Consider the following 20,945-nt stretch of genomic DNA (forward strand, 5'->3'; position numbering starts at 1 on the left):
CCGTGGCCGATCGCCTCTTCGGCAAGACACTGACGCCGATCAACCAGCGCCGCCTGGCCAATTTCAAGGCCAATCGCCGGGGCTATTGGTCCTTCTGGATCTTCCTCGTGGTCTTCGGTCTGTCGCTCTTCGCCGAGGTCATCGCCAACGACAAGCCTTTCCTGGTGGTGTTCGACGGCGGGATCTATTCGCCGATCCTGCGTTTCTATCCGGAAACCGAATTCGGCGGCACCTTGCGTTCGGAAGCCGACTACACGGACCCCGAGGTGCAACGGATGATCGATGACAAGGGTTGGATGCTCTGGCCGCTGATCCGCTTCAACCATCGCACCGTGGCCTGGGATCTCTCCGATCCCGCCCCGACCCCGCCCGATTCCAAGCACTGGCTCGGTACCGACGATCAGGCCCGGGACGTCGTCGCGCGCCTGATCTATGGCTTCCGGATCTCGGTGCTCTTCGGTTTCGCCTTGACCATCGTCTCCGCGATCATCGGAGTCAGCGCGGGCGCCATTCAAGGGTACTACGGCGGCTGGATCGATCTTCTGGCCCAGCGCTTTATCGAGATCTGGTCGTCGGTCCCGCAGCTCTACATCATCATCATCATTGCCTCGGTCATCGAACCGAACTTCTGGTGGCTGCTGATCGTGCTGTTGTTGTTCTCCTGGATCGGCTTCGTCGGCGTGGTGCGGGCCGAGTTCCTCAAGACCCGCAACTTCGACTACGTCCGCGCCAGCCGGGCGCTCGGCGCCACCAATACGCGGATCATCTTTCACCACGTTCTGCCCAACGCCATGGTCGCGACCCTCACCTTCATGCCTTTCACCTTGGCCGGGTCCGTGACCATCCTGACCTCCCTCGATTTCATCGGAGTCGGCCTGCCGCCCGGTTCGGCCTCGCTGGGCGACCTCTTGGCGCAGGGCAAGGCGAACCTGCAGGCGCCCTGGCTCGGGCTGACGGGCTTCTTCGTCATCGGCAGCATGCTGACCCTGCTGATCTTCATCGGCGAGGCGGTGCGCGACGCCTTCGATCCGCGCAAGCTCTTCGCCGCACCGCCGGCGGCGGAGAGCACGCCCGACGTGCGGCCGAGCACCACGCCGGAGCGCGCGCCGCAGGGGGCCGAGTGATGCCGGACGAAGGCATGGGCGGCGGTCCGCTCCTCAGGGTCAGCAGCCTGGGGGTCAACTTCCGCTCGCACCACGGCAAGACCGCGGCGGTCCGGGGCGTCTCCTTCGACATCGAGAAGGGCAAGACCCTGGCCCTGGTCGGCGAGAGCGGCTCGGGCAAGTCGGTCTCGGCGCTGTCGATCCTGCAGCTCCTGCCCTACCCGGCCGCGACCCACACCCTCGGCTCCTCCGTCGTCTTCAAGGGCCAGCAGCTGATGGGCGCGCCGGCGCGCAAGCTGCGCCAGGTCCGCGGCGACCAGATCTCGATGATCTTCCAGGAGCCGATGACCTCGCTCAACCCCCTGCACAAGGTCGAGAAGCAGATCGCCGAGACCCTGATCCTGCACAAGGGCCTGAACCCGCAGCAGTGCCGCGGCCGGGTGCTGGAGCTGCTGCGCCTGGTCGGCCTGCAGGACCCGGAGAAGCGCCTGGGCGCCTATCCGCACGAGCTCTCGGGCGGCCAGCGCCAGCGGGTCATGATCGCCATGGCGCTGGCCAACGAGCCCGACCTGCTGATCGCCGACGAGCCGACCACGGCGCTGGACGTCACCATCCAGGCGCAGATCCTGAAGCTGCTGAAGGAGCTGCAGCAGAAGTTCGGCATGGCCATGCTGCTGATCACCCACGACCTGGCGATCGTCCGCAAGATGGCCGACCGGGTCTGCGTCATGACCGAGGGCGAGATCGTCGAGGCCGGCACGGCCTGGGACATCTTCGAGCGGCCCCAGCATCCCTACACCCAGAAGCTGCTGGCCGCCGAGCCCAAGGGCGCGCCGATCGCAGCCCCGGCCAGCGCGCCGGTCGTGATGCGCGGCGAGGACGTCAAGGTCCACTTCCCGATCAAGAAGGGCGTGCTCAAGCGTACCGTCGACCACGTGCGCGCCGTCGACGGGGTGACCCTGACGGTGCGCGAAGGCCACACCGTCGGCGTGGTCGGCGAGAGCGGCTCCGGCAAGACCACGCTCGGCCTGGCGCTGCTGCGCCTGCTTTCGTCGAAGGGCGGGATCGCCTTCAAGGGCGAGACCATCCAGGGCCTGGGCAGCACCGCGCTCCGGCCGCTGCGGCGCGAGATGCAGATCGTGTTCCAGGACCCCTTCGGCTCCTTGAGCCCGCGCCTCTCGATCGGCCAGATCGTCGAGGAGGGCCTGAAGGTCCACGAGCTGGGCGGCAGCCCGGCCGAGCGCGAGGAGATGATCGTCGCCGCACTGCAGGAGGTCGGCCTCGACCCGGCCTCGCGGCACCGCTATCCCCACGAGTTCTCCGGCGGCCAGCGCCAGCGCGTCGCCATCGCCCGGGCCATGGTCCTGAAGCCGCGCTTCGTCGTGCTCGACGAGCCGACTTCGGCCCTGGACATGTCGGTCCAGGCCCAGATCGTCGACCTCTTGCGCGATCTGCAGGAAAGGCACAAGCTGGCCTACATGTTCATCAGCCACGACCTTAAGGTGGTCCGTGCCCTGGCCGACGAGGTCATCGTGCTGCGCAACGGCCAGGTCATGGAGCACGGACCGGCGCAGAAGATCTTCGAGTCGCCCGATCACCCCTACACCCAGGCGCTCATGAAGGCCGCCTTCGAGCTGGAAGCGGTCGAGACCGGCGTCGTCGCCATGTGAAGGTGCAGCCGCCCTTGCGCTGGCCCCGCCCCTGCCTGCTCATCGTCCTGGCGCCGCTGCTCGCGGCCTGCCCGACCGCACCGGAAGAGGGAATCGAGACCAAGGTCGAGAACCCGGCCGAGAAACTTCTGCTGGCCGGCTGGTACTACGAGGAGCGCAACCGCCCGCGCCCGGCCGAGCGCCTGATCCGCGAAGCGATCCAGATCTACCAGGCGACGGGCGACCGCCTGGGCCTGGGCCACGCCTATCGGAGCTACGCGCTCTTCCTGCGCTCCGACGCGGTCAAGCGGGCGGCCGAGCTCTACGGCCGTGAAGGCTTTCTCGATCCCAGCATCACCTACGAAAACCGGCTGGCCCAGTCGATCGCCTACCTGGAGCGGGCGGCGACGCTCTACGAGCAGGAAGCCGCCTACGGATGGGTCATCAACGCCCAGCTCCAGCTCGGCTACGGGCACCACTTCCAGAAGCAAACCGCGGAGGCCTGCGCCGCCTTCGACCGCAGCCTGGAGGTCTACCAGCAGCACCGGGCCTCGACCGAGGCCAGCATCCGCCTGCCGCCGGGCGAAAGCAGCTACGAATCCTTCGTGGCGGCGATGAAGGACCAGTCCGAGTGTCCCAAGTGACCTCGGGCCCCGAGATCCCCGCGGCGCCTCGCCGCCCGGTTGAAAGCCCCGGCATTTCCCTGTAGCTCTCGGCCGTCGTGCATCGTTTGACCGCAGGGGCCTGGGGACTCTGGACATGGCGCTTCTCTTCAAGGGCGATATCGACCGCGGCGGCAGCTGGGAGCGGGCGCTGGCACGCCACGCGCCCGATCTCGAGCTGCGGTCCTGGCCGCAGCTCGGCGATCCGGCCGGGATCGACTATGCCCTGGTCTGGGCGCCGCCGCCGGGCCTGCTGGCCGGGCTGCCGAACCTCAAGGTCATCTTCTCGATCGGCGCCGGCATCGACCACCTGGCCAGCGATCCCGAGCTGCCGCCGGCGGTGCCCGTGGTGCGCATGGTGGAGCCCGGCCTGACCGCCGGGATGACCGAGTTCGTGGTCATGAGCGTGCTCTATCACCACCGCTTCATGCTCGACTACCTGGCCCAGCAGCGCGCCCGCGCGTGGCGGGAGATCTCCCAGATCGGCGCGCAGGAGCGGCGGGTCGGGGTCCTGGGCCTGGGAGTCCTGGGCCAGGACGCCGCCCGGAGTCTGCTGAGCTTCGGCTTCCCGGTCGCCGGCTGGAGCCGCAGCCCCAAGTCGGTGCCGGGTGTCGAGAGCTTTTCCGGCGTCGAGGGCTTGGCCGCCTTCCTCGGACAGAGCGACATCCTGGTCTGCCTCCTGCCCTCGACCGCCGAGACCCGCGGCCTGCTGAACGCGGAGGCCCTGTCAGCCCTGCCGCGCGGCGCCGCCATCGTGAACGCCGGCCGCGGCGACCTGATCGTCGAGGCCGACCTGCTGGCGGCCCTGGACGACGGCCGGGTCGGCGGCGCGACCCTGGACGTCTTCCCGGAGGAGCCGCTGCCGGCCAACAGCCCCTTCTGGGACCATCCGCGGGTCGTGCTCACGCCCCACGTCGCCAGCATGACCATCCCCGACAGCGCCGCCGCGGCCGTGGTCGGCCAAATCCGCCGCTTCGAGGCGGGCCAGCCGCTGGAGCACGTGGTCGAGGTCGCGCGCGGCTACTGAGCGCGTCGCCGGCTTGGCCTCGGAGGGCGCGCCCGCGCTATCCCGGCGTCCGCTCCGACGCTAATCTGCGCGACGAAGACGCGTACGCAAGCGCCGCGGGGAGGGAGTCCCATGTTCAACAACATCGTCTGTGCCGTCGACGGCTCCGAGCACGCGCTCAAGGCCGCAGAGGTCGCAAGCGCCCTGGCCGCCAAGTTCGGCGCCCGGCTGACCTTGCTGACCGTCACCAGGAAGATCACGGTGACGCCGGAGATCAAGCGCTACCTGGAGCTCGAGCACCTGACCGGGGAACCGCAGTACGTCCTGGACGAGATGACCAAGCGGATCCTGGAGGCGGCCGCCCAGGCGGCCCGGGCCGCTGGCGTCGCCTCGGTCCAGACCGAGGTCAGGATCGGCCCGCCGGCCCGGACCATCGTCGACTTCGCCAAGCGCAACGACGCCGACGCCATCGTGCTCGGCAGCCGCGGGGTCGGCGACATCGAGGGCGCCCTGCTGGGCAGCGTGTCGCACAAGGTCGCCAACCTGGCCGCGATGACGGTGATCGCCGTCAAGTGACCGGCGCCCCGGACGCAAGCGGGATCAACGCTTGCCGCCTTTCGGGGACCGAGAGCACGATTCAGATTTGAAGCCCAATCGGCTTCAAATCATCCCGCTCTGGCCAGCGCCTCGATCAGGCCGTAGATGGCGCGCAGGCCCATGGCCTCGCCGCCGGCGGGGCGGCCGGGCTTTGCCGCCAGGTTCCAGGCCATGACGTCGATGTGGATCCAGGCCTTGGCCTTGGCGACGAAGGACTCGAGGAAGAGCGCGGCGGTGATCGCGCCGCCGTAGCCGCCCTCGGAGACGTTGTTGAGGTCGGCGACCTTGCTGTCCAAAAGGCGCTTGTACGGCGCGTGCAGGGGCAGGCGCCACAGCGGGTCCTGGGCCGCCAGGCCGTGCTCAAGCGCCGCGGCCGCGGTGGCGTCGTCGTTGCAGAACAGGGCCGGCAGTTCCGTGCCCAGGGCGACCCGGGCGGCCCCGGTCAGGGTCGCGAAGTCGACCAGCAGATCGGGTTGCTCGCGATCGGCCTCGGTCATGGCGTCGCAGAGGATCAGCCGGCCCTCGGCGTCGGTATGGCCGATCTCGACGGTCAGGCCCTGGCGGGTCCTGATCACGTCAAGCGGCCGGAAGGCGTTGCCCGACACGCTGTTCTCGACCGCCGGGATCAGCATCCGCAGGCGCAGCGGCAGTTCGGCGGCCATGATCATCTGGGCCAGGCCCAGGACGTGGGCGGCGCCGCCCATGTCCTTCTTCATCAGCTTCATGCCGGCCGCGGACTTGAGGTCCAGGCCGCCGCTGTCGAAGCAGACTCCCTTGCCGACCAGGGTGACCCGCGGGCCCTTGGTTCCCCAGCGCAGGTCGATCAGGCGCGGCGCCCTGTCGGCGGCCCGGCCGACGGCGTGGATCATCGGGTAGTTCTTCTTAAGCAGGGCGTCCCCGGTGGTGACCGCGACCTTGGCGCCGTGCCGCCTGGCCACGGCCTTGGCCGCCGCGGCCAGCTGCGGCGGGCCCATGTCCTCGGCCGGGGTGTTGATCAGGTCGCGGACCAGGAAGGTCGCCTCGGCCGCCCGGGTCACCGCTGCCTTGTCCACCCCCTTGGGCCAGACCAGGACCGCGAAGTCGCGCTCGGGCGCCTTGTAGCGGGTGAAGGCGTAGCCGCCGAGGGCCCAGCCCAAGGCGGCGCGGCCCGCAGCCGCCGCATCCACGGCATCGTCCAGCCGGTAGCGGCCCGGGGGCAGGGCGCCGGGCAGGCCGCCATAGGACCAGATGTCCTCGCCCGCCTCGACCCCCAGCAGGACCCGGGCCAGCGCCCCCTCGGCATCGGGCAGCAGGGCGGTCGTGCCGGGCCGGGCCGTGAAGCCGATCCGCTCCACCCAGCGCCGGGTGGCGGCCGGCTGCGCCGCCAGCCAGGGCTCGAGCGCCGCCACGGTGAGTGGCGTGATGGTGACGGCCTCCTTCCCGGGCCGGGCGGTCAGATGCTGCAGCAAGGTCCTCGGCTCCCCCTTCCCCTCGGTCGTCCGCCGGATCACGGCAGATTGCCGACGGTAAGCGCCGCGCCCGACGCCAGCAACAGCCAAAGGACCAGGCGCCGGAACTGGCGGTCGTCGATCCGGCCATAGACGCGATGGCCCAGCCAGGCGCCCAGAGAGGTCGCCGGCAGGCAGACCAGGCCGAGCAGCAGGACCTCCCGGGTCACGACCCCGCCCAGGGCCTGGGAGATCAGGGCGAGGCTCAGGATCGTGAGGTTGAAGCCCTGGAAGACGCTGCGCTGCTCGTCCTTGCTCCAGCCCTTCAGGCCGCACCAGATGGTCGGCAGCGGCCCCGAGAGGCCGGCGAAGCCGCCCAGAACGCCGCCGCCGAAGCCCACCGCGGCATCGGCCAGGCGGCCGCCGAAGCTCAGGACCGGCAGCCTGCGCAGCAGCAGCATGATCCCAGCGTAGGCCAGCAGGAACAAGCCGACCAGGGCGCGGAAGACCTGCGGATCGAGGAGCCCGAGCAGCAGGACGCCCAGCGGCACGCCGGGCAGGCCGCCCGCCAGGAAGGGCCGAAGCCGTGACCAGACCAGACTGCGGCGCAAGCTCCAGAGCGATTGCAGCTGGCCGACCACGGAGCAGATCACCACCAGGGGCGCCGCCAGCAGGGGATCGAGGACGTGCAGCCAGACGCCCAGGGCGACCAGCCCGGTGCCGAAGCCGGCGAGACCGGTCACGAAGCCGGCCAGACCTGCCCCCAAGGCGACGATCAGGGCCAGGTCCGGGGTCATCGGCGAGGGGCGAAGGCGGGCATGGAAGGGTACTCGGTCGGGGGTTGCGCGAAGCCGCCGGCGCCACCGTGCGCTTGCCTCGGGGACGGCAGCGTCGCTAAATGCCGGTCACGTCACGAAGGGAGGGCTCGACTTGGCCGACTTTACCATCATCCTCGGGAACAAGAACTATTCCTCCTGGTCGCTGCGCGGCTGGCTGATCCTGGAGGCCAGCGGGGCCGAATACGACGAGGTCGTGATCCCGCTCGACCTTCCCGAAACCAAGGCCGCGATCCGCGCCCATTCGCCGAGCGGCCGGGTGCCGACCCTGAAGCACGGCGATCTGACCATCTGGGACAGCCTTGCGATCGGCGAGTACCTAGCGGAGTGCTTCCCCGAGGCCGGCCTCTGGCCCGAGGACCCGAAGCAGCGCGCCCAGGCACGCGCCATCGCCGCCGAGATGCACGCCGGCTTCGCCGCCCTGCGCGAGCACCTGCCGATGGACCTGCGCGGCCGCTTCCCCGGGCGCGGCCACGACGCGCCGGGCGTCGCCGCCGACATCTTGCGGATCGTCGAGATCTGGGAGGTCTGCCGGCGGGACTTCGGCCGGGGCGGCGACTTCCTCTTCGGGCGCTTCGGCATCGTCGACGCCTTCTTCGCCCCGGTGGTCGGCCGCTTCGTCACCTACGGCGTGTCGCTGGAGGGTGCGACCGCCGCCTATCGCGACGCGGTCTGGACCTGGCCGGCGATGAAAGCCTGGCGGACCGCCGCCGAAGCGGAGCCCTGGGTGATCGATCAGTAGCGCCGGGGATCAGTAGCGCCGGGGATCGGCGAAGGCTGCGGCCGCGCTCAGCGGCTGAGGGCCAGGTCGCCCGCGGCCTCGGTCTCCAGCACCCGCTTGGCGGCCTGGCGCAGATCGTCCATCAGGACATCGCTGGCCCGGCCGGCGGCCTCCGGATCGGCCTCGACGATTGCACCCATCACGGCGACGTGGAGCCGGGCCGAGGGCTCCAGGTCGCTGCCCGCGTGATGGGCGTACCAGAAGCGCCGGCTCAGGGTCTGCATGGGCGCCACGGCGGCCGTGGCAAAACGGTTGCGAGCGCCCTGGGCGACGATCGCATCGAAGGTCTTGTCCTGGCGCATGAAGCCCTCGAGATCGCCGGCCTCGGCGCGCCGGGTCATGCTGACCGCGCAGTCGACCAGCTCGCGGCGCAGCGCGTCCCGGGCCACCGCCGCCGCCCGCCGTGCCAGCAATCGCTCGAGCACCGCGCGAGCCTCGATCAGCGCCAGATGGTCGAAGGGATTGACCTCGGTGATGACCAGGCCCTTACCGGCCTGGACCCGGATCAGGCCCTGCGCGGCCAGGCGCTGGACCGCCTCGCGGGTCGGGGTGCGGCCGATCTCGATCATCTCGACCAAGGCCGGCTCGGTAACGGCCTCGCCCGGCTTCAGGCGCAGCGAGACGATCATCTCCTCAAGGCGCCGGAAGGCCTCGTCGGCCAGCCGCTTTTGTCCATCCGCAGGTCTCATCTGCTTCTCCGCCCGGTTCCGGCGCCAAATTTCGTTGGAATTTCAACGGCTCCCGGTACAAATATATTGCTAGCATATTTCCGCTATGGAAGACTAAGAAAACTTCGGGCCAAGCCCGTCTATCCCGAGCATAAAGGAATTCCGCGATGGCGATCGCCTGGTCGGGCGTCTTCCCCGCCCTGATGACCGAGTTCAAGCAGGACGAAAGCCTCGACCTGGAAGCGACGGCACGGCACATCGAGTCCTGCCTGGACGCCGGCTGCGAAGGCTTGGTCATGCTCGGCACTCTAGGCGAGAACGCCTCGCTCATGCCGGAGGAGAAGGAGGCGGTGCTGCGCGGCGCCGTCGAGGCCGCGGCCGGCCGGGTGCCGGTCCTCTCCGGCGTCGCGGAGTACACCACCGAGCTGGGCATCGCCCACGCAAAGCGCGCGGAGCGCGCCGGCTGCGCCGGCCTGATGGCCCTGCCCTGCATGGTCTACGAGCAGGACGAGCGCGAGGCCCTGGCCCACTTCGAGTCCCTGGCCGCGGCCAGCGACCTGCCGATCATGATCTACAACAACCCGGTCAGCTACAAGGTCGACCTCGGCCCGGAGGCCTTCCTCAAACTGGCCGGGAGCGAGACCATCGTCGCGGTCAAGGAATCCTCCCACGACAGCCGCCGGGTCACCGACATGATCAACGTCTGCGGCGACCGCTATGTGCTGTTCTGCGGGGTCGACGACTTGGTCCTGGAGAACCTGCTGTTCGGTGCCGCCGGCTGGGTCGCCGGGCTGGTCAACGCCTTCCCCAAGGAGGCGGTGGCGCTCTATCGCCTGGCCGTGGCGGGGCGGGTCGAGGAGGCCCTGGCGCTCTACCGCTGGTTCATGCCGCTGCTGCATCTCGACGTCGACAAGAAGCTGGTGCAGTACATCAAGCTGGCCAACCAGATCGCCGGCGAGGGCGCCGAGTGGGTCCGACGGCCGCGGCTGCCGCTGATCGGCGCGGAGCGCGAGCGTGTCACCGGAATCGTCGAGGCTGCGATCGCGCGCCGGCCTTCGATCTGATACCTAGAGCACGATGACATGAGGTCGAATCGACCTCTTGTCTGAATCGTGCTCTAAACTGTTGAAAGAGAGCGGGATTCAGACATGAAGCTGGATCGGCTTCATGTCATCCCGCTCTAGGAGCCTCGGTCGAAGCCCGCTATTCGGTGACGGTGGCCAGCTCTTCGTAGAAGCGCTCGGCACCCGGATGCAGGGGTATGCCGATGCCCTGAAGGGCGGTTTCCCGGGTGATCAGCTTGCCGGTCGGATGGCCCCGCCCCAGCAGGCTCGCGGTGTTCTCGTGCCACAGCGCCCGGGTGATCTCGTAGACCGTCTCCTCCTCGACCTCCGCACCGACCAGCCACTGCGCACCGACGCTGAGGGTCTCGGTCGCCGGCACGTTGAGGTAGGCCCCGGCCTGGATCCTGTAATGGCCGAAGAAGGGATACTTCTTGGTCAGGGCCTCGGCCTCCTCGCCCTTGATCGGCAGCAGGGTGATCGAGGTGTCCTCGGCCAGCGCGCTGACCGCCTTGGCCGGCGGCCCGGCGATGAAGAAGAAGGCGTCGAGCTCGCCGGCCCGCAGCTTGTCGATCGACAGCCCGGCCGGCACGTAGTGCGCCTCGATGTCCTTGGTGGTCAGCCCGTAGGCGCGCAGGATCAGGTCGGCGTCGACCTTGGTGCCCGAGCCTTCCTTGTCGAGAGAGACCCGCAGGCCCTTGAGGTCGCGCGGCGAGGTCAGCCGGGCGTCGCGGCGCACCACGATATGCACGGCCTCGGGGTAGAGGTTGGCGATGGCCCGAAGATTGCCGACCGCGCCTTTCTTGCTGTAGGCGCCCTTGCCGTTGTAGGCCCAGTAGGCGATGTCGGCCTGGCTGAAGCCGGATTCCAGGAGGCCGCGACCGATGGCGTCGACATTGTCGACCGAGCCGCTGGTCGACTGGGCCACCGCGATCAGGCCCGGCACGCCGCAGGAGCCGCCCACCTCGCAGGCCCGGCTGCCGGGCGGGCTGCTGATCGCAGTCGCGATGATGCCGCCGATGGGAAAGTAGGTGCCGGAGGTCGAGCCAGTGCCGATCCGGAAGAAGCGGATGTCCTCGGCCGAGGCGCCGGGCGAACCGGGAAGCAGGACCGCCCCAACCCCCAGGCTCAGCGCCGTGGCTGCGCCACCAAGCATGCCGACGAGCCGCAACCAGCGCCGGCGCGGGTGCTGATTTTGCTTTTTCTGTGCTGCCTGCGGGTCCTGCCGCACGGCTTCAGTCCGATCCCTCCGCCGGCCATCCTTCATGGATCGCCAATTGTTTGATATATAGCAGTTCGACTTGGTGCCTGCCAGGGCCAGACCCAGGAGAAGGCCCGGTCCAGGCAAAAATTCGCCCTGAGTCCCTTCTCATGATTTCTGTACGCGCGAAATAATCTCCGGCATCCCCGCAAATAGTGGTTCTTGCGATCGACCGGCCGGGTCGGCCTCGTCTTTCCCGTCGACCGGGACGACATCTCCGGTCAGGCCCGCTAGTGTGATGGTTTCGAAGCCCGACACATTTCATATGCCCGGCTTTGGAAGCCGGATCACACTGGATTCACCAAGATGGTGTCCCTTCGATTCTGAATTTCGCTCCTGCGAACTTCAGACTCGGGACACTTGGGTCCCGTGGAGACGGATGAGGACGAGGGAGACCGCCGCGTGATCAACCAGCTGCGCATCTACGAGATCTTCGAGCACAACAAGGCCGCCTTCCACGGGCGTTTCCGCGATCACGCCGCCCGGATCATGGCCCGCCACGGCTTCCGGATCCTCGCCATGTGGGAGACCACCTTCGAGCGGGGGACCGAGCGGCGGACCGAGTTCGTCTACCTGCTGGCCTGGCCGGACGAGGCGGCGAAGGAGGCGGCCTGGGCGTCCTTCATGGCCGACGAGGACTGGCAGGAGATCAAGCGCGTCACCGCCGCCGAGCACGGCAGCCTGGTCGGCGCCATCGAGGACCGGATCCTGCAGGCGACCGACTACTCGGCTCCGATCGTGCCACCACAGGCCTGACCGGATGGGCCCCACCGGCCTAGCGCTGGGCGCGCGGATCGCCTCGGAGGTCGCGCTGTTCCAGGATCGGGGCCTCGGCGCGATCGCCGAGGACCGGCGCCGTGACCTGATCGAGTCCGACGGCGGCTTCGCCGGCAACCCCTACGCCGAGGAGCTGCGCGCCTGGCTTTAGGGCGCCTACGCCTTCGACCCGGACTGCCTCACGGATTGAGCGCAGCCTGCCCCCGGCCGCGTCCGCTTCGAGCTTCCCCTACGACCCCGTCAGGGAGAGGGCGAGCCAGAACACGAAGAGATAGCGCGCGAGCTTGCCGATCGTGACCAGCAGCAGGAAGGGCAGGAGCCGGACCCGGAAGGCGCCGGCGATGACCGTCAGGGGATCGCCGACGACCGGGGCCCAGGCAAAGAGCAGCGACCAGACGCCGTAGCGCGCGAACCAGCCGGCCGCCTGGGCGTAGCGGCGCGGCGACACCGGGAACCACCTGCGGTCCCGGAAGGCCGCGAGGAAGCGGCCGCAAACCCAGTTGACCAGGGAGCCGAGAACGTTGCCGGCCACCGCCGCGGCCAGAAGCAGCCAGGGCGCGCCACGCCCGGACACCACGAGCCCGGTCAGCAGGGCCTCCGAAGACCCCGGGAGCAGGGTCGCCGAGAGCAAGGCGCTGAGGAAGAGACCGCCATAGACGGCAAGGTCCGCCATCGCCCTTCAGCCCGGCGCCCCGGCGGCGCGGCCTTCGACGCGGGCGAGCCGGACCGTCGCATGTTCCCGTTGCGACCGAAGCCGAGCCATGCGCCAAGCTAGTCGCTGACAAGCAGGCTGCAAAGCGACGGCGAAGCCGGGAGCGCAAGCGGGGCCGCAGGTCTTTCGATATCGCCCGCGGAATTGCAAGATGGCGGGGCCAACACGCAGAGGCAACGAGACCAGGCCCACGCCGATGAACCTCGCCCAGCTTCTTCTCCGCACCGCCCGGGCGGCGCCGCAGGCGCCGGCGCTGGCCGTGGGGACGCGGGTGGTCGCCGACTACGGCGGGCTCGCGAAACGGGCAGCGGCCTTGGCCGGGGCGCTGCGCGGGCGCTTCGGGCTCGCGCCCGGGGAGCGGATCGCGCTGATCATGCGCAACTGCCCGCAGTTCGTCGAGCTGCTCTACGGCTGCTGGTTCGCCGGGATCGGGGCGGTGCCGGTCAACGCCAAGCTGCACCCCAAGGAGTTCCACTACATCCTGGCCGACAGCGGCTGCCGGCTGGCCTTCGCCACCGCCGAGCTGGCGCAGACCCTGGGCGGCCTTGCCGAGCTGCCGGCGCTGAGGGAGGTCATCGACGTCGAGGGCCCGGCCTACCCGGCCCTTTTCGACACCGCGCCGCTGGCCCCAACCGAAGTCGCGGCCGACGACCTGGCCTGGCTGTTCTACACCAGCGGGACCACCGGCCGGCCCAAGGGCGCGATGCTGTCGCACCGCAACCTGCTGACCATGACGCTCTGCTACTTCGCCGACGTCGACCGCATCGACCCGGGCGACTGCATCCTGCACGCGGCGCCGATCTCCCACGGCTCCGGCATCTACATCCTGCCGCACGTCGCGGCCGGCGCCCTGCAGGTGATCCCCGAAAGCGGCGGCTTCGACCCCGAGGAGGTCTTCGCGCTGCTCGGCCATCACCCGGGCACGACGATGTTCGCCGCGCCGACCATGGCCAAGCGGCTGATCGAGCATCCCGCGGCCGGCGGTGGCGAGACCGGCAACCTCAAGACCATCGTCTACGGCGGCGGGCCGATGTACGTCGACGACCTGAAGCGCGGCCTGGAGACCCTGGGCAACGTCTTCGTGCAGATCTATGGCCAGGGCGAGAGCCCCATGACCATCACCTCGCTGACCCGGGCCCAGCACGCGGACTGCGCGCACCCGCGCTACGAGGCGCGCCTGGCCTCGGTCGGGCGGGCGCAGACCGCGGTCGAAGTCCGGATCGCCGGGCCCGACGACGAGGCCCTGCCCCCCGGCGAGCTGGGCGAGGTCCTGGCGCGCGGCGATTCGGTCATGCCCGGCTACTGGAACCGGCCCGAGGCCAGCGCCGAGGCCCTGCGCGGCGGCTGGCTGCACACCGGCGACATGGGCGTCCTCGACGACGACGGCTTCCTGACCCTCAAGGACCGCTCAAAAGACGTGATCATCTCCGGCGGATCGAACATCTATCCGCGCGAGATCGAGGAGGTGCTGCAAAGCCATCCCGACGTCATGGAATGCGCCGTGATCGGTCGGCCGCATCCGGACTGGGGCGAGGAGGTCCTGGCCTTCGTCGTCCCCCGCCGCGGCGCCAAGCTCGACCCGGCCGCGCTGGACGCCCTCTGCCTGGCCAGCATCGCCCGCTTCAAGCGGCCGCGCGGCTACCGCTTCGCCGAAGCCCTGCCCAAGAACAACTACGGCAAGGTGCTCAAGACCGAGCTGCGCCGCCTGGCGGCCGCGGACGGCCCCGATTCGGCACAGTCCGACTGACCCCGCCGGGCGCCGCGGCGCCGGCAGGGGGATCCGAGGCGGATCCGCTGCGTGTCAGTAGGATACGGAGATGTCGATTGCCATGGTTCGGCCCTGGGGGTCGGGCGAAAGCTCGAACTTGACCTTCTGGCCCTCTTGCAGGCTCTCGAGCCCCGCGGCCTCGACCGCGGTGGCATGGACGAAGACGTCCTTCGAGCCATCCTCAGGTTGGATAAAGCCGTAGCGCTTTTTGGTGTTGAACCACTTCACAGTCCCGATAGGCATAGTCAGTACCCTCGATAGTCACAGCCGCCGTCCTGGTTGGCCGCCAAGGCTGGGTAAATATTCTGACCGCCAAAAATTAACTCGACCTTTACGGATGGAATTTTGAACAATTCCAGCCTTTGCCGGGATTACCTCCGTATTTCAGAGGTTTATCCTCGTGAACTCTTGCCCGGGCCGGGTCAGGCGCTATTGTTAACCAAAGGCCAGCAAAAAGTTTCCGATTCGTCACCGCCGATTCCCGTATGACCGCATGACCGCCGAGCAGTCCGCCGTCTTCGCCATCCTCGTCGCCGTGATGGCGCTCCTGATCTGGGGCCGCTGGCGCTACGACCTGGTGGCCTTCGCGGCCCTGCTGGTCGCGGTGGTCGCCGGAGTCGTCCCGGGCGACCGGGCCTTCGCGGGCTTCGGCCATCCGGCGACGGTGGTCATCGCCATGGTCCTCATCGTCAGCCGGGGGCTCAGCAACTCCGGCGCGGTCGACCTCCTGACCCGGGCGATCTCGGGCCTGGCGCGGGGCCTGACCAGCCACATCCTGGTGATGTCCGGCCTGGCCGGGGTGCTCTCGGCGGTGATGAACAACGTCGGCGCCCTGGCGCTCCTGATGCCGGTCGACATCCAGGCCGCGCGCAAGGCCAAGCGCGCCGCCTCGCTGACCCTGATGCCGCTGTCCTTCGCCTCGATCCTGGGCGGCCTGGTGACCCTGATCGGCACCCCGCCCAACATCATCATCGCCGCCTTCCGCGAGGACGCCCTGGGCGCCCCCTTCGGCATGTTCGACTTCACCCCGGTCGGCGGCGCCTGCGCCCTGGCCGGGATCGCCTTCGTCGCCCTGATCGGCTGGCGCCTGATCCCCAAGGACCGGGGCGGCGCCACCGACGCCAAGGCCTTCGAGCTGGAGGACTACATCGCCGAGGCCCGGGTCCCGAAGGACAGCAAGGTCGCCGGCAAGAAGCTGCGCGAGCTGGACGTCGCCGCCCAGGACGCCGAGGTCGACATCATCGGCCTGGTCCGCGGCGGCCAGCGCCTGGCCGGCATGGCCCGGCACCAGGAGATCCGCGAGGGCGACCTGCTGGTGATCGAGGGCGGGCCCGACGACATCGAGCGCCTGATCGCCAACCTCAAGCTGGAGCACGCGGTGGTCACCGAGGCCAAGACCGGCCTCCTGTCCAGCGACGACGTGGCGGTCATGGAGGTGGTGGTCCCGCCGGGCGCCCGGGTGGTCGGGCGCAGCACCATGAGCCTGCGCCTGAAGTACCGCTTCGGCGTCCACCTCCTGGGCATCGCGCGCCGCGGCAAGCGCTTCCGCGAGCGGCTGCGCCACCTCTCGGTCGAGGCCGGCGATGTGCTGCTGCTCCAGGGCAACGCCAACGAGCTGCCCGAGGTGGTCCGCTGGCTCGGCTGCCTGCCCTTGGGGGAGCGCGGGGTCCAGGGCGGCCGGCGCGGCAGCGCGATCATCTGCGGCAGCATCTTCGCCCTCGCGATCCTGCTGGCCAGTCTGGGCTGGCTCTACCTGCCGGTCGCGCTGAGCGCCGCCGCCGCGGCCATGGTCTTCCTGAAGATCGTGCCGCCGCGCGACATCTACGAGAACGTCGAGTGGCCGGTGATCGTGCTGATCGGCTCGATGATCCCGATCGGCCAGGCCCTGGAGGCGACCGGCGGCACGGAGATCATCGCTTCCGGCATCCTGGCCCTGTCCCAGGGCTATCCGGCGGTGGTGGTCCTTGTCCTGCTGATGGTCATCGTCATGACCCTCTCCGACGTGATGAACAACACGGCCACCGCCGTGGTCGCCGCCCCCATCGCGGTCGAGATCGCGCGTCGCCTGGACGCCAACCCCGACCCCTTCCTGATGACGGTCGCGGTCGCCGCCTCCTGCGCCTTCCTGACCCCGATCGGGCACAAGAACAACACGCTAATTCTTGGCGCAGGCGGCTATAAGTTCGGGGACTATTGGAGGATGGGGCTCCCGCTGGAAATCCTAATTGTCGCTGTCTCAATCCCCATGATCCTGTGGGTTTGGCCTCTCTAGGTGCCTAGGCCTAGTTGACCAACGGGCGTACAATACAGCGATGTTGCGCCTTGCCTTGCCCCTTGCCCTGCTCCTTGCCGGGTGCGGCCAAACCGGCATGGTTCTGAAAAACCCAGAAACGGGCAAAACAGTTGGCTGCAACGAGTGGTATTGGTGGACCTATAACGACGCTGGCAAGGCCAATGCCGAGTCGTTGGTAGAGCATTGTGCAAAGCAATGGGAAGCCCAAGGCTACATTGGGATAAGGAGGCCACGTCCGAGCGGGACCTAAGCCTAAAGCAAGATCAGCACCACCCAGAGCCATACGCGAAGCACCCTGGCCCATTCGCGCAGCTCCTGGGAGACCGCGCGGGCGATAACAAGCCATCGTGGGAAAAAGGGTTCGGGCGCAGCCATACGTCCAGAAACAAAGGTTCCACCAAAATGTCGCCAAGCACTTTGCTTGCGTCATCGACCCGTTGGGCGGAAACCTCTGCGCCTCCGATGGCTGATACGAGAGAGAAGTGATTCATCTCCTGATTTTCACCCCGTGTCAACAGCACGGCATCGGCCAGCGCGGAAAACCTGTTGATGTTTCTGTGGGTTTCCAGTCAGTTAAGCCTGGGGATTGTCGAGAGTATGTTTGCCACCCGGGGGGCGCTGGCCTATGGATGGTTGACTAAGACCGAATGAGAACATATTATGAACATATAGGGCGGATGAATAGCGAGCTATTCAAGCAAAGGGCCGAACGACTCTATCCGTACAAAGTCGATATTACTGTCCCTCCCGAAGGGCTGGGGAAGCGGCTGGATCAAATGTTCAATTGGCTGGGCTGTGACGGGCTTCGTATCCCTGTCTGGGACCAGCACGGCCACTCAGAACCAGGGAACCCTCCGAAGCACTTCGCCCGGTTCTATTTCGTGAGCGAGAAACAGGCCAAGGATTTTGAGAAAGAGTTTGGACAATGGGCGCGGAAAGCGAAAGCGGCTCTGGAGGCCGTGGCCCAAGTGATCGTGATATTCGGGAAGCGGCTTCTAGATGCGAGATCAGCACCCGTGGCTTCGACCCGGACACCAACACCAGAACTGTTAGCGTAGGTGATTTCTACGTTGACGTGGACTTCGCGGCTTCGGAGGGCTTTGGAGAAGGTTCTTCGTGGCCTTCCCTCCTAATTGCTCTTAGCTGCGTCATATACGAATCGCCGTAAGGTGTGAGCGTCCAGTAGTTTTGGGTGTCCTTCACGCTTCGGCTTTTGACGCTTTTCGCTATGAGTTTCAGCGCGAGCAACTGCACCTTAATGGTGTCGAAGTCATTGTCATCGATCTGGAAGTCGATTATTGTAAACCCATTGAACTCCGCTCTTTCACTTAATGGAACAATATTTACTTCCGTAGTCATATCATCTAAAGCGCGCTTGATTTCGCGATCTGATGCCTCATCAATCATAAGAGGTGAGATTCGTGAGAATATCTGCGACCAAGAAGCATCAAAAGTCGTGTGATGTATAGTGGATCTATAAAAATTTGCCCCTTCGTATGACTTGAATGTGAAACTTATCCTATATTGTTCGTCTCCTTGCGCTAAATGCTCAGTATCTTTCGGGGCAGATGTGCGCGATAGTTCAAGTTCTCGCTCAAGAGAGTCGACAATTTTTCTCAGTTCAAGTATCTCTTCTGTGGTCGCCTTTGATGGGAGCAAATCTGCTTTCACCCAACCTACAGCCGGATTATTCTTTATCAGCTTAACGAGACTCCGGCTGACGACAGAGCCGAGATCTGCTGGGCTCGTCCAATATTTGACCACCTTCTGTTGAGCTAGCTGACGAAACGCTTCTAGCTTTTTCGCGTTCTCTGGATCTTTCTCGGTATGCTCAGCGGGGAGCTTTCCTGGCTCCTTGTGTAAGAATGCTATTACTGGCTTACCCATCGAGACAGCATACTCGTATTCCAACTGCGTAAAGCTCTTTTCATCTGGCCCAAGAGAGCCATAGCGTCCGCCAATTATGACGATGTAATAGTCGCAATCATCTATGACACGCTTTATCAAAGTCCACTGATCATCATCTGCGGCAGGGAACAATTCCATACCGGCAGGGATGCAGTCCAACTCCAAAAGCGCCTGCATCACTTCCTGCCGGGCTTCGAGTAGGTCGGTATAAGTGGAACTTACAAAGACCTGATAGCGTTTGTCCATTTCCTACCAAATCCAATATCGGGTTCTGTCGGCGAATCGGGTAGAAGTGGAACCTAGCACCGCTGATGCCAATTCTACTATGGTCGGACAGCGACTCCCCCTAGAACGGATTCTCGCCGCCCCGGATTCGCGGATTTGATTCCCAGGTAGGGGTTGGCGGCCCAGAAATCCAGATCGCTCTGTATGACTCTTAGAATGGCTTCTAGGGGGTGTCTATGCTTAGCTAGCAAACGACTATCGCAAAGCACATCAAGAGCCATTATCGATGCCCGCACCAATATTCTGCTGCTTCTGTGCCAAAGAGCGTTGCCGTTGTGCTGAGATCACTAGCAGCAGACCGGGAAGCATGAAGCTCTAGCACCCGAAGGGCGTGTTGTTTTGACACGCGGCTCCCGTTCAAGGTCTCGGTCTTAAAACGTTCACACTTCCCTTCTAATGCATACACGTAAGCCGCGCCTTGAATGGCGCCTATGTTCTGATGTACAGCACTCCAGCTTAGGCTTACGTTGTTATCCAATTTCGTGCGCGACCGCTCATTCAAGATCACCTGGGCGAGTTGATACATAGTCACTCTCACTTTTTCTGTTGCCGCCGCCCTAGCGAAAGGGAACACCCCAACACCAATGGCCACGAAAAGGAAAATGGCGAGGTAGTGACGATTGCAAGAGTTAAAGAAGATCATTTCTACTCGTCAAAAACAAAATCAACAGACATCTTGTTTTCTCTTGCAAGTGAATCGACGGCTCTGCAAAAATCTTCAATCCCAGGTATTTCCCTTTGTACGCCTTGAAAAAATTCGAGTTCGAAATGATCTGGTCCTACGACATGAACAGCAGCAGGAACTCCTTGGTTATTGACCATATTCCGTATCCGATGTTCAACTTTCTTACGGAGACTTTGGCGTGAGCGAGAAGGCCTGGGCAAGTTGCCGTCAATCATCCTATCAATATCAGCGAAACTAAGGGGATTCCCTTCTCTTTGGCCTTCAACCAGGCTTCGCAGATATTCCAGCTGTTTGTTGATGAGCGCGAATTGAGCCTCTGCTCCTGGTTTTTCCTCTAACGGCTCTGCCTTCACGGTTACGCTAAAGTACTTCCAAAGGGCGTTGCCTTCGTCGATTTTTGAAAGGCAACTTTGTAGATGGTTTTTCAGGCCGCCAATTTGCTGCTTCATCTCCCAGGAATGTAGAGTGGAGCTATAGGTGTAGTGATTGATTATGTTTAGATCGAATGGCGCCTTTGGTGTGTCTCGGTCTTTCACAAGGGCTACCGGCTTATTGGCTGCTGTCCGCATTCCTAGTTCGAAGAACACATTTGCATTCAAAGAGGACATGTCGCATAGCAGCATGTCAGCAGTTTCGATGTGCTTTATAATATCTCCGTGAATGATTTCAGAGCCTTCAGAAATCGGTCGAATTGCCTCTAGATCAGCGGCCTCCACCGCAGGGACGAATAGCTCCTCCAATACATACTTGAAGTGCTCCCGGCCCCCACTGTAGGTCTCAACTAAATCTGGGGGCGTGGTGATAGGCATAATGATGAAGCATGTCTTCTTCTTGGCCATTCGTGCAGCCCTTTGGTTGGCGGCTCTTAGTTGTCGACAGCAAGGAGCCTACAACAAAGGGTAGATCATTTGTCAACGAAGGTGATTGCTCCTCCTGTGCTAATTTCACGGCGCTTGATGCCCTCTGTATTCAGAGGGTCGTTAGCCTCGAAGACGAAAACTTCGGGGCAGGGAACACCTGGAAATGCCATTTATGGATATATGGATAGCTTGGGATTGTCACCTGCCAGAGCCTGTGTCGCTGTGCAGAAAACTCCCAAAATGTCCCTCAATCCCGGGGCGGGCCGCAACCGCTTCGGCGATTACTGGCGCCTCGGCCTGCCGCTGGAGATCATCGTCATCGCGGTGGCGATCCCGATGATCCTGCTGGTCTGGCCGCTGTAGCGGGCCGGCGCCGGAGCCGTCAGAACTTCAGGTCGTAGGTCAGGGAGATCGAGGCTTCGGCCAGGGGGCCGGTGCCGGCGTCCGTGTCGTCGCTGAAGGAGGTCTCGCCTTCGAGGCCCAGAGTGCCGTGCCAGAAGCGGGCGGTGGTGAGGTCGAATTCCAGGTCGAGGCCGTGGGAGTCCCGGGCGCCGCCGCCGTCGATCTCGCGCTGCAAGGTCCAGGTCGCACCCGCCGAGAGCGCCC

The 20,945-nt window shown here is 65.7% G+C and carries 23 protein-coding genes; 13 read left to right on the plus strand and 10 right to left on the minus strand.

The annotated features are described in order from the left end of the window. The first annotated feature begins 2 nt into the window (after positions 1–2). The 5 genes from QNJ30_09055 (at position 3) to QNJ30_09075 (ending at position 4,996) form a co-directional block, all read left to right on the plus strand. A complete protein-coding gene (locus QNJ30_09055; protein MDJ0943600.1) occupies positions 3–1,124 on the plus strand; it encodes an ABC transporter permease in 1,122 nt (373 codons plus the stop codon). Beyond that, the gene (locus QNJ30_09060; GenBank protein MDJ0943601.1) at positions 1,124–2,773 is read left to right on the plus strand and encodes an ABC transporter ATP-binding protein; all 1,650 of its coding nucleotides are present in this window, start codon (positions 1,124–1,126) and stop codon (positions 2,771–2,773) included. Before QNJ30_09055 ends, QNJ30_09060 begins: the two co-directional genes overlap by 1 nt. A 14-nt stretch (positions 2,774–2,787) precedes the next feature. Continuing rightward, positions 2,788–3,396 (plus strand): hypothetical protein, encoded by a 609-nt coding sequence (locus QNJ30_09065; protein MDJ0943602.1) that lies wholly within the window; start codon positions 2,788–2,790, stop codon positions 3,394–3,396. 115 nt (positions 3,397–3,511) lie between these two features. After that, positions 3,512–4,441: a glyoxylate/hydroxypyruvate reductase A gene (locus QNJ30_09070; protein ID MDJ0943603.1), complete on the plus strand. Its 930-nt coding sequence runs from the start codon at positions 3,512–3,514 to the stop codon at positions 4,439–4,441. Positions 4,442–4,552: 111 nt separating this feature from the next. Continuing rightward, positions 4,553–4,996, plus strand: coding sequence for a universal stress protein (locus QNJ30_09075; protein MDJ0943604.1), 444 nt, complete (start codon positions 4,553–4,555; stop codon positions 4,994–4,996). 89 nt (positions 4,997–5,085) lie between these two features. Here QNJ30_09075 and QNJ30_09080 read toward each other — a convergent pair whose 3' ends face one another. After that, positions 5,086–6,465, minus strand: a complete 1,380-nt coding sequence (locus tag QNJ30_09080) for a leucyl aminopeptidase family protein (protein ID MDJ0943605.1) — start codon at positions 6,463–6,465, stop codon at positions 5,086–5,088. A gap of 38 nt (positions 6,466–6,503) precedes the next feature. Beyond that, entirely contained in the window at positions 6,504–7,241 is a 738-nt protein-coding gene (locus tag QNJ30_09085; GenBank protein ID MDJ0943606.1) for a sulfite exporter TauE/SafE family protein, read from the minus strand. A 133-nt stretch (positions 7,242–7,374) separates the two neighbouring features. On the opposite strand from QNJ30_09085, the gene QNJ30_09090 reads away from it, so the two are divergent. Further along, entirely contained in the window at positions 7,375–8,022 is a 648-nt protein-coding gene (locus QNJ30_09090) for a glutathione S-transferase family protein (GenBank protein ID MDJ0943607.1), read from the plus strand. Between the two features lie 47 nt (positions 8,023–8,069). Here QNJ30_09090 and QNJ30_09095 read toward each other — a convergent pair whose 3' ends face one another. After that, on the minus strand, positions 8,070–8,750 hold the full coding sequence (locus QNJ30_09095; GenBank protein ID MDJ0943608.1) for a GntR family transcriptional regulator: 681 nt from the start codon (positions 8,748–8,750) through the stop codon (positions 8,070–8,072). A gap of 146 nt (positions 8,751–8,896) precedes the next feature. Here QNJ30_09095 and QNJ30_09100 point away from each other — a divergent pair, with 146 nt between their 5' ends. Then, positions 8,897–9,793 carry a dihydrodipicolinate synthase family protein gene (locus QNJ30_09100; GenBank protein ID MDJ0943609.1) on the plus strand — a complete coding sequence of 299 codons (897 nt, stop codon included), beginning with the start codon at positions 8,897–8,899 and terminating at the stop codon, positions 9,791–9,793. Between the two features lie 139 nt (positions 9,794–9,932). Here the strand turns inward: QNJ30_09100 and QNJ30_09105 are convergent, their stop codons facing one another. Next, positions 9,933–10,946, minus strand: coding sequence for a TAXI family TRAP transporter solute-binding subunit (locus tag QNJ30_09105; protein ID MDJ0943610.1), 1,014 nt, complete (start codon positions 10,944–10,946; stop codon positions 9,933–9,935). A gap of 474 nt (positions 10,947–11,420) precedes the next feature. Between QNJ30_09105 and QNJ30_09110 the strand changes: the two genes are divergently transcribed. Then, positions 11,421–11,807, plus strand: a complete 387-nt coding sequence (locus tag QNJ30_09110; GenBank protein ID MDJ0943611.1) for an NIPSNAP family protein — start codon at positions 11,421–11,423, stop codon at positions 11,805–11,807. Between the two features lie 4 nt (positions 11,808–11,811). Beyond that, positions 11,812–11,979, plus strand: coding sequence for a hypothetical protein (locus QNJ30_09115; GenBank protein ID MDJ0943612.1), 168 nt, complete (start codon positions 11,812–11,814; stop codon positions 11,977–11,979). A 78-nt stretch (positions 11,980–12,057) separates the two neighbouring features. Here the strand turns inward: QNJ30_09115 and QNJ30_09120 are convergent, their stop codons facing one another. After that, complete coding sequence (locus QNJ30_09120; protein MDJ0943613.1) at positions 12,058–12,501, minus strand: YqaA family protein; 444 nt, start codon at positions 12,499–12,501, stop codon at positions 12,058–12,060. Positions 12,502–12,691: 190 nt separating this feature from the next. Between QNJ30_09120 and QNJ30_09125 the strand changes: the two genes are divergently transcribed. Then, positions 12,692–14,287 (plus strand): AMP-binding protein, encoded by a 1,596-nt coding sequence (locus QNJ30_09125; protein ID MDJ0943614.1) that lies wholly within the window; start codon positions 12,692–12,694, stop codon positions 14,285–14,287. 54 nt (positions 14,288–14,341) lie between these two features. Here QNJ30_09125 and QNJ30_09130 read toward each other — a convergent pair whose 3' ends face one another. Then, positions 14,342–14,551 (minus strand): cold-shock protein, encoded by a 210-nt coding sequence (locus tag QNJ30_09130; GenBank protein ID MDJ0943615.1) that lies wholly within the window; start codon positions 14,549–14,551, stop codon positions 14,342–14,344. A gap of 250 nt (positions 14,552–14,801) precedes the next feature. Between QNJ30_09130 and QNJ30_09135 the strand changes: the two genes are divergently transcribed. Together QNJ30_09135 and QNJ30_09140 are read left to right on the plus strand one after the other, a co-directional pair. After that, positions 14,802–16,580 (plus strand): SLC13 family permease, encoded by a 1,779-nt coding sequence (locus QNJ30_09135; GenBank protein ID MDJ0943616.1) that lies wholly within the window; start codon positions 14,802–14,804, stop codon positions 16,578–16,580. 698 nt (positions 16,581–17,278) lie between these two features. Then, positions 17,279–17,659, plus strand: a complete 381-nt coding sequence (locus QNJ30_09140) for a hypothetical protein (protein ID MDJ0943617.1) — start codon at positions 17,279–17,281, stop codon at positions 17,657–17,659. Between the two features lie 7 nt (positions 17,660–17,666). Here the strand turns inward: QNJ30_09140 and QNJ30_09145 are convergent, their stop codons facing one another. The 3 genes from QNJ30_09145 to QNJ30_09155 all read right to left on the minus strand — a co-directional run bounded on the left by QNJ30_09145 (position 17,667) and on the right by QNJ30_09155 (position 20,318). Next, positions 17,667–18,755, minus strand: a complete 1,089-nt coding sequence (locus tag QNJ30_09145; protein ID MDJ0943618.1) for a DUF4062 domain-containing protein — start codon at positions 18,753–18,755, stop codon at positions 17,667–17,669. Positions 18,756–19,014: 259 nt separating this feature from the next. Beyond that, positions 19,015–19,437 carry a hypothetical protein gene (locus tag QNJ30_09150; protein ID MDJ0943619.1) on the minus strand — a complete coding sequence of 141 codons (423 nt, stop codon included), beginning with the start codon at positions 19,435–19,437 and terminating at the stop codon, positions 19,015–19,017. A 2-nt stretch (positions 19,438–19,439) separates the two neighbouring features. Further along, positions 19,440–20,318 (minus strand): hypothetical protein, encoded by an 879-nt coding sequence (locus QNJ30_09155; GenBank protein ID MDJ0943620.1) that lies wholly within the window; start codon positions 20,316–20,318, stop codon positions 19,440–19,442. Positions 20,319–20,579: 261 nt separating this feature from the next. Here QNJ30_09155 and QNJ30_09160 point away from each other — a divergent pair, with 261 nt between their 5' ends. Continuing rightward, positions 20,580–20,702 (plus strand): hypothetical protein, encoded by a 123-nt coding sequence (locus QNJ30_09160; GenBank protein ID MDJ0943621.1) that lies wholly within the window; start codon positions 20,580–20,582, stop codon positions 20,700–20,702. Between the two features lie 19 nt (positions 20,703–20,721). Here QNJ30_09160 and QNJ30_09165 read toward each other — a convergent pair. Then, positions 20,722–20,945, minus strand: a 224-nt coding sequence (locus tag QNJ30_09165; protein ID MDJ0943622.1) for a hypothetical protein, incomplete at its 5' end; no start/stop codon positions are given.

It is taken from the genome of Kiloniellales bacterium (assembly GCA_030066685.1).
Lineage (GTDB): Bacteria > Pseudomonadota > Alphaproteobacteria > Kiloniellales > JAKSBE01 > JAKSBE01.

Coding starts and splice junctions, on each gene's coding strand:
- QNJ30_09060 (MDJ0943601.1), top strand. CDS start 1,124: ATGCCGGACGAAGGCATGGGCGGCGGTCCGCTCCTCAGGGTCAGCAGC.
- QNJ30_09070 (MDJ0943603.1), top strand. CDS start 3,512: ATGGCGCTTCTCTTCAAGGGCGATATCGACCGCGGCGGCAGCTGGGAG.
- QNJ30_09075 (MDJ0943604.1), top strand. CDS start 4,553: ATGTTCAACAACATCGTCTGTGCCGTCGACGGCTCCGAGCACGCGCTC.
- QNJ30_09085 (MDJ0943606.1), bottom strand. CDS start 7,241: ATGACCCCGGACCTGGCCCTGATCGTCGCCTTGGGGGCAGGTCTGGCC.
- QNJ30_09095 (MDJ0943608.1), bottom strand. CDS start 8,750: ATGAGACCTGCGGATGGACAAAAGCGGCTGGCCGACGAGGCCTTCCGG.
- QNJ30_09100 (MDJ0943609.1), top strand. CDS start 8,897: ATGGCGATCGCCTGGTCGGGCGTCTTCCCCGCCCTGATGACCGAGTTC.
- QNJ30_09105 (MDJ0943610.1), bottom strand. CDS start 10,946: ATGCTTGGTGGCGCAGCCACGGCGCTGAGCCTGGGGGTTGGGGCGGTC.
- QNJ30_09115 (MDJ0943612.1), top strand. CDS start 11,812: ATGGGCCCCACCGGCCTAGCGCTGGGCGCGCGGATCGCCTCGGAGGTC.
- QNJ30_09120 (MDJ0943613.1), bottom strand. CDS start 12,501: ATGGCGGACCTTGCCGTCTATGGCGGTCTCTTCCTCAGCGCCTTGCTC.
- QNJ30_09125 (MDJ0943614.1), top strand. CDS start 12,692: ATGGCGGGGCCAACACGCAGAGGCAACGAGACCAGGCCCACGCCGATG.
- QNJ30_09130 (MDJ0943615.1), bottom strand. CDS start 14,551: ATGCCTATCGGGACTGTGAAGTGGTTCAACACCAAAAAGCGCTACGGC.
- QNJ30_09135 (MDJ0943616.1), top strand. CDS start 14,802: ATGACCGCCGAGCAGTCCGCCGTCTTCGCCATCCTCGTCGCCGTGATG.
- QNJ30_09140 (MDJ0943617.1), top strand. CDS start 17,279: ATGAATAGCGAGCTATTCAAGCAAAGGGCCGAACGACTCTATCCGTAC.
- QNJ30_09145 (MDJ0943618.1), bottom strand. CDS start 18,755: ATGGACAAACGCTATCAGGTCTTTGTAAGTTCCACTTATACCGACCTA.
- QNJ30_09150 (MDJ0943619.1), bottom strand. CDS start 19,437: ATGATCTTCTTTAACTCTTGCAATCGTCACTACCTCGCCATTTTCCTT.
- QNJ30_09155 (MDJ0943620.1), bottom strand. CDS start 20,318: ATGGCCAAGAAGAAGACATGCTTCATCATTATGCCTATCACCACGCCC.
- QNJ30_09160 (MDJ0943621.1), top strand. CDS start 20,580: ATGTCCCTCAATCCCGGGGCGGGCCGCAACCGCTTCGGCGATTACTGG.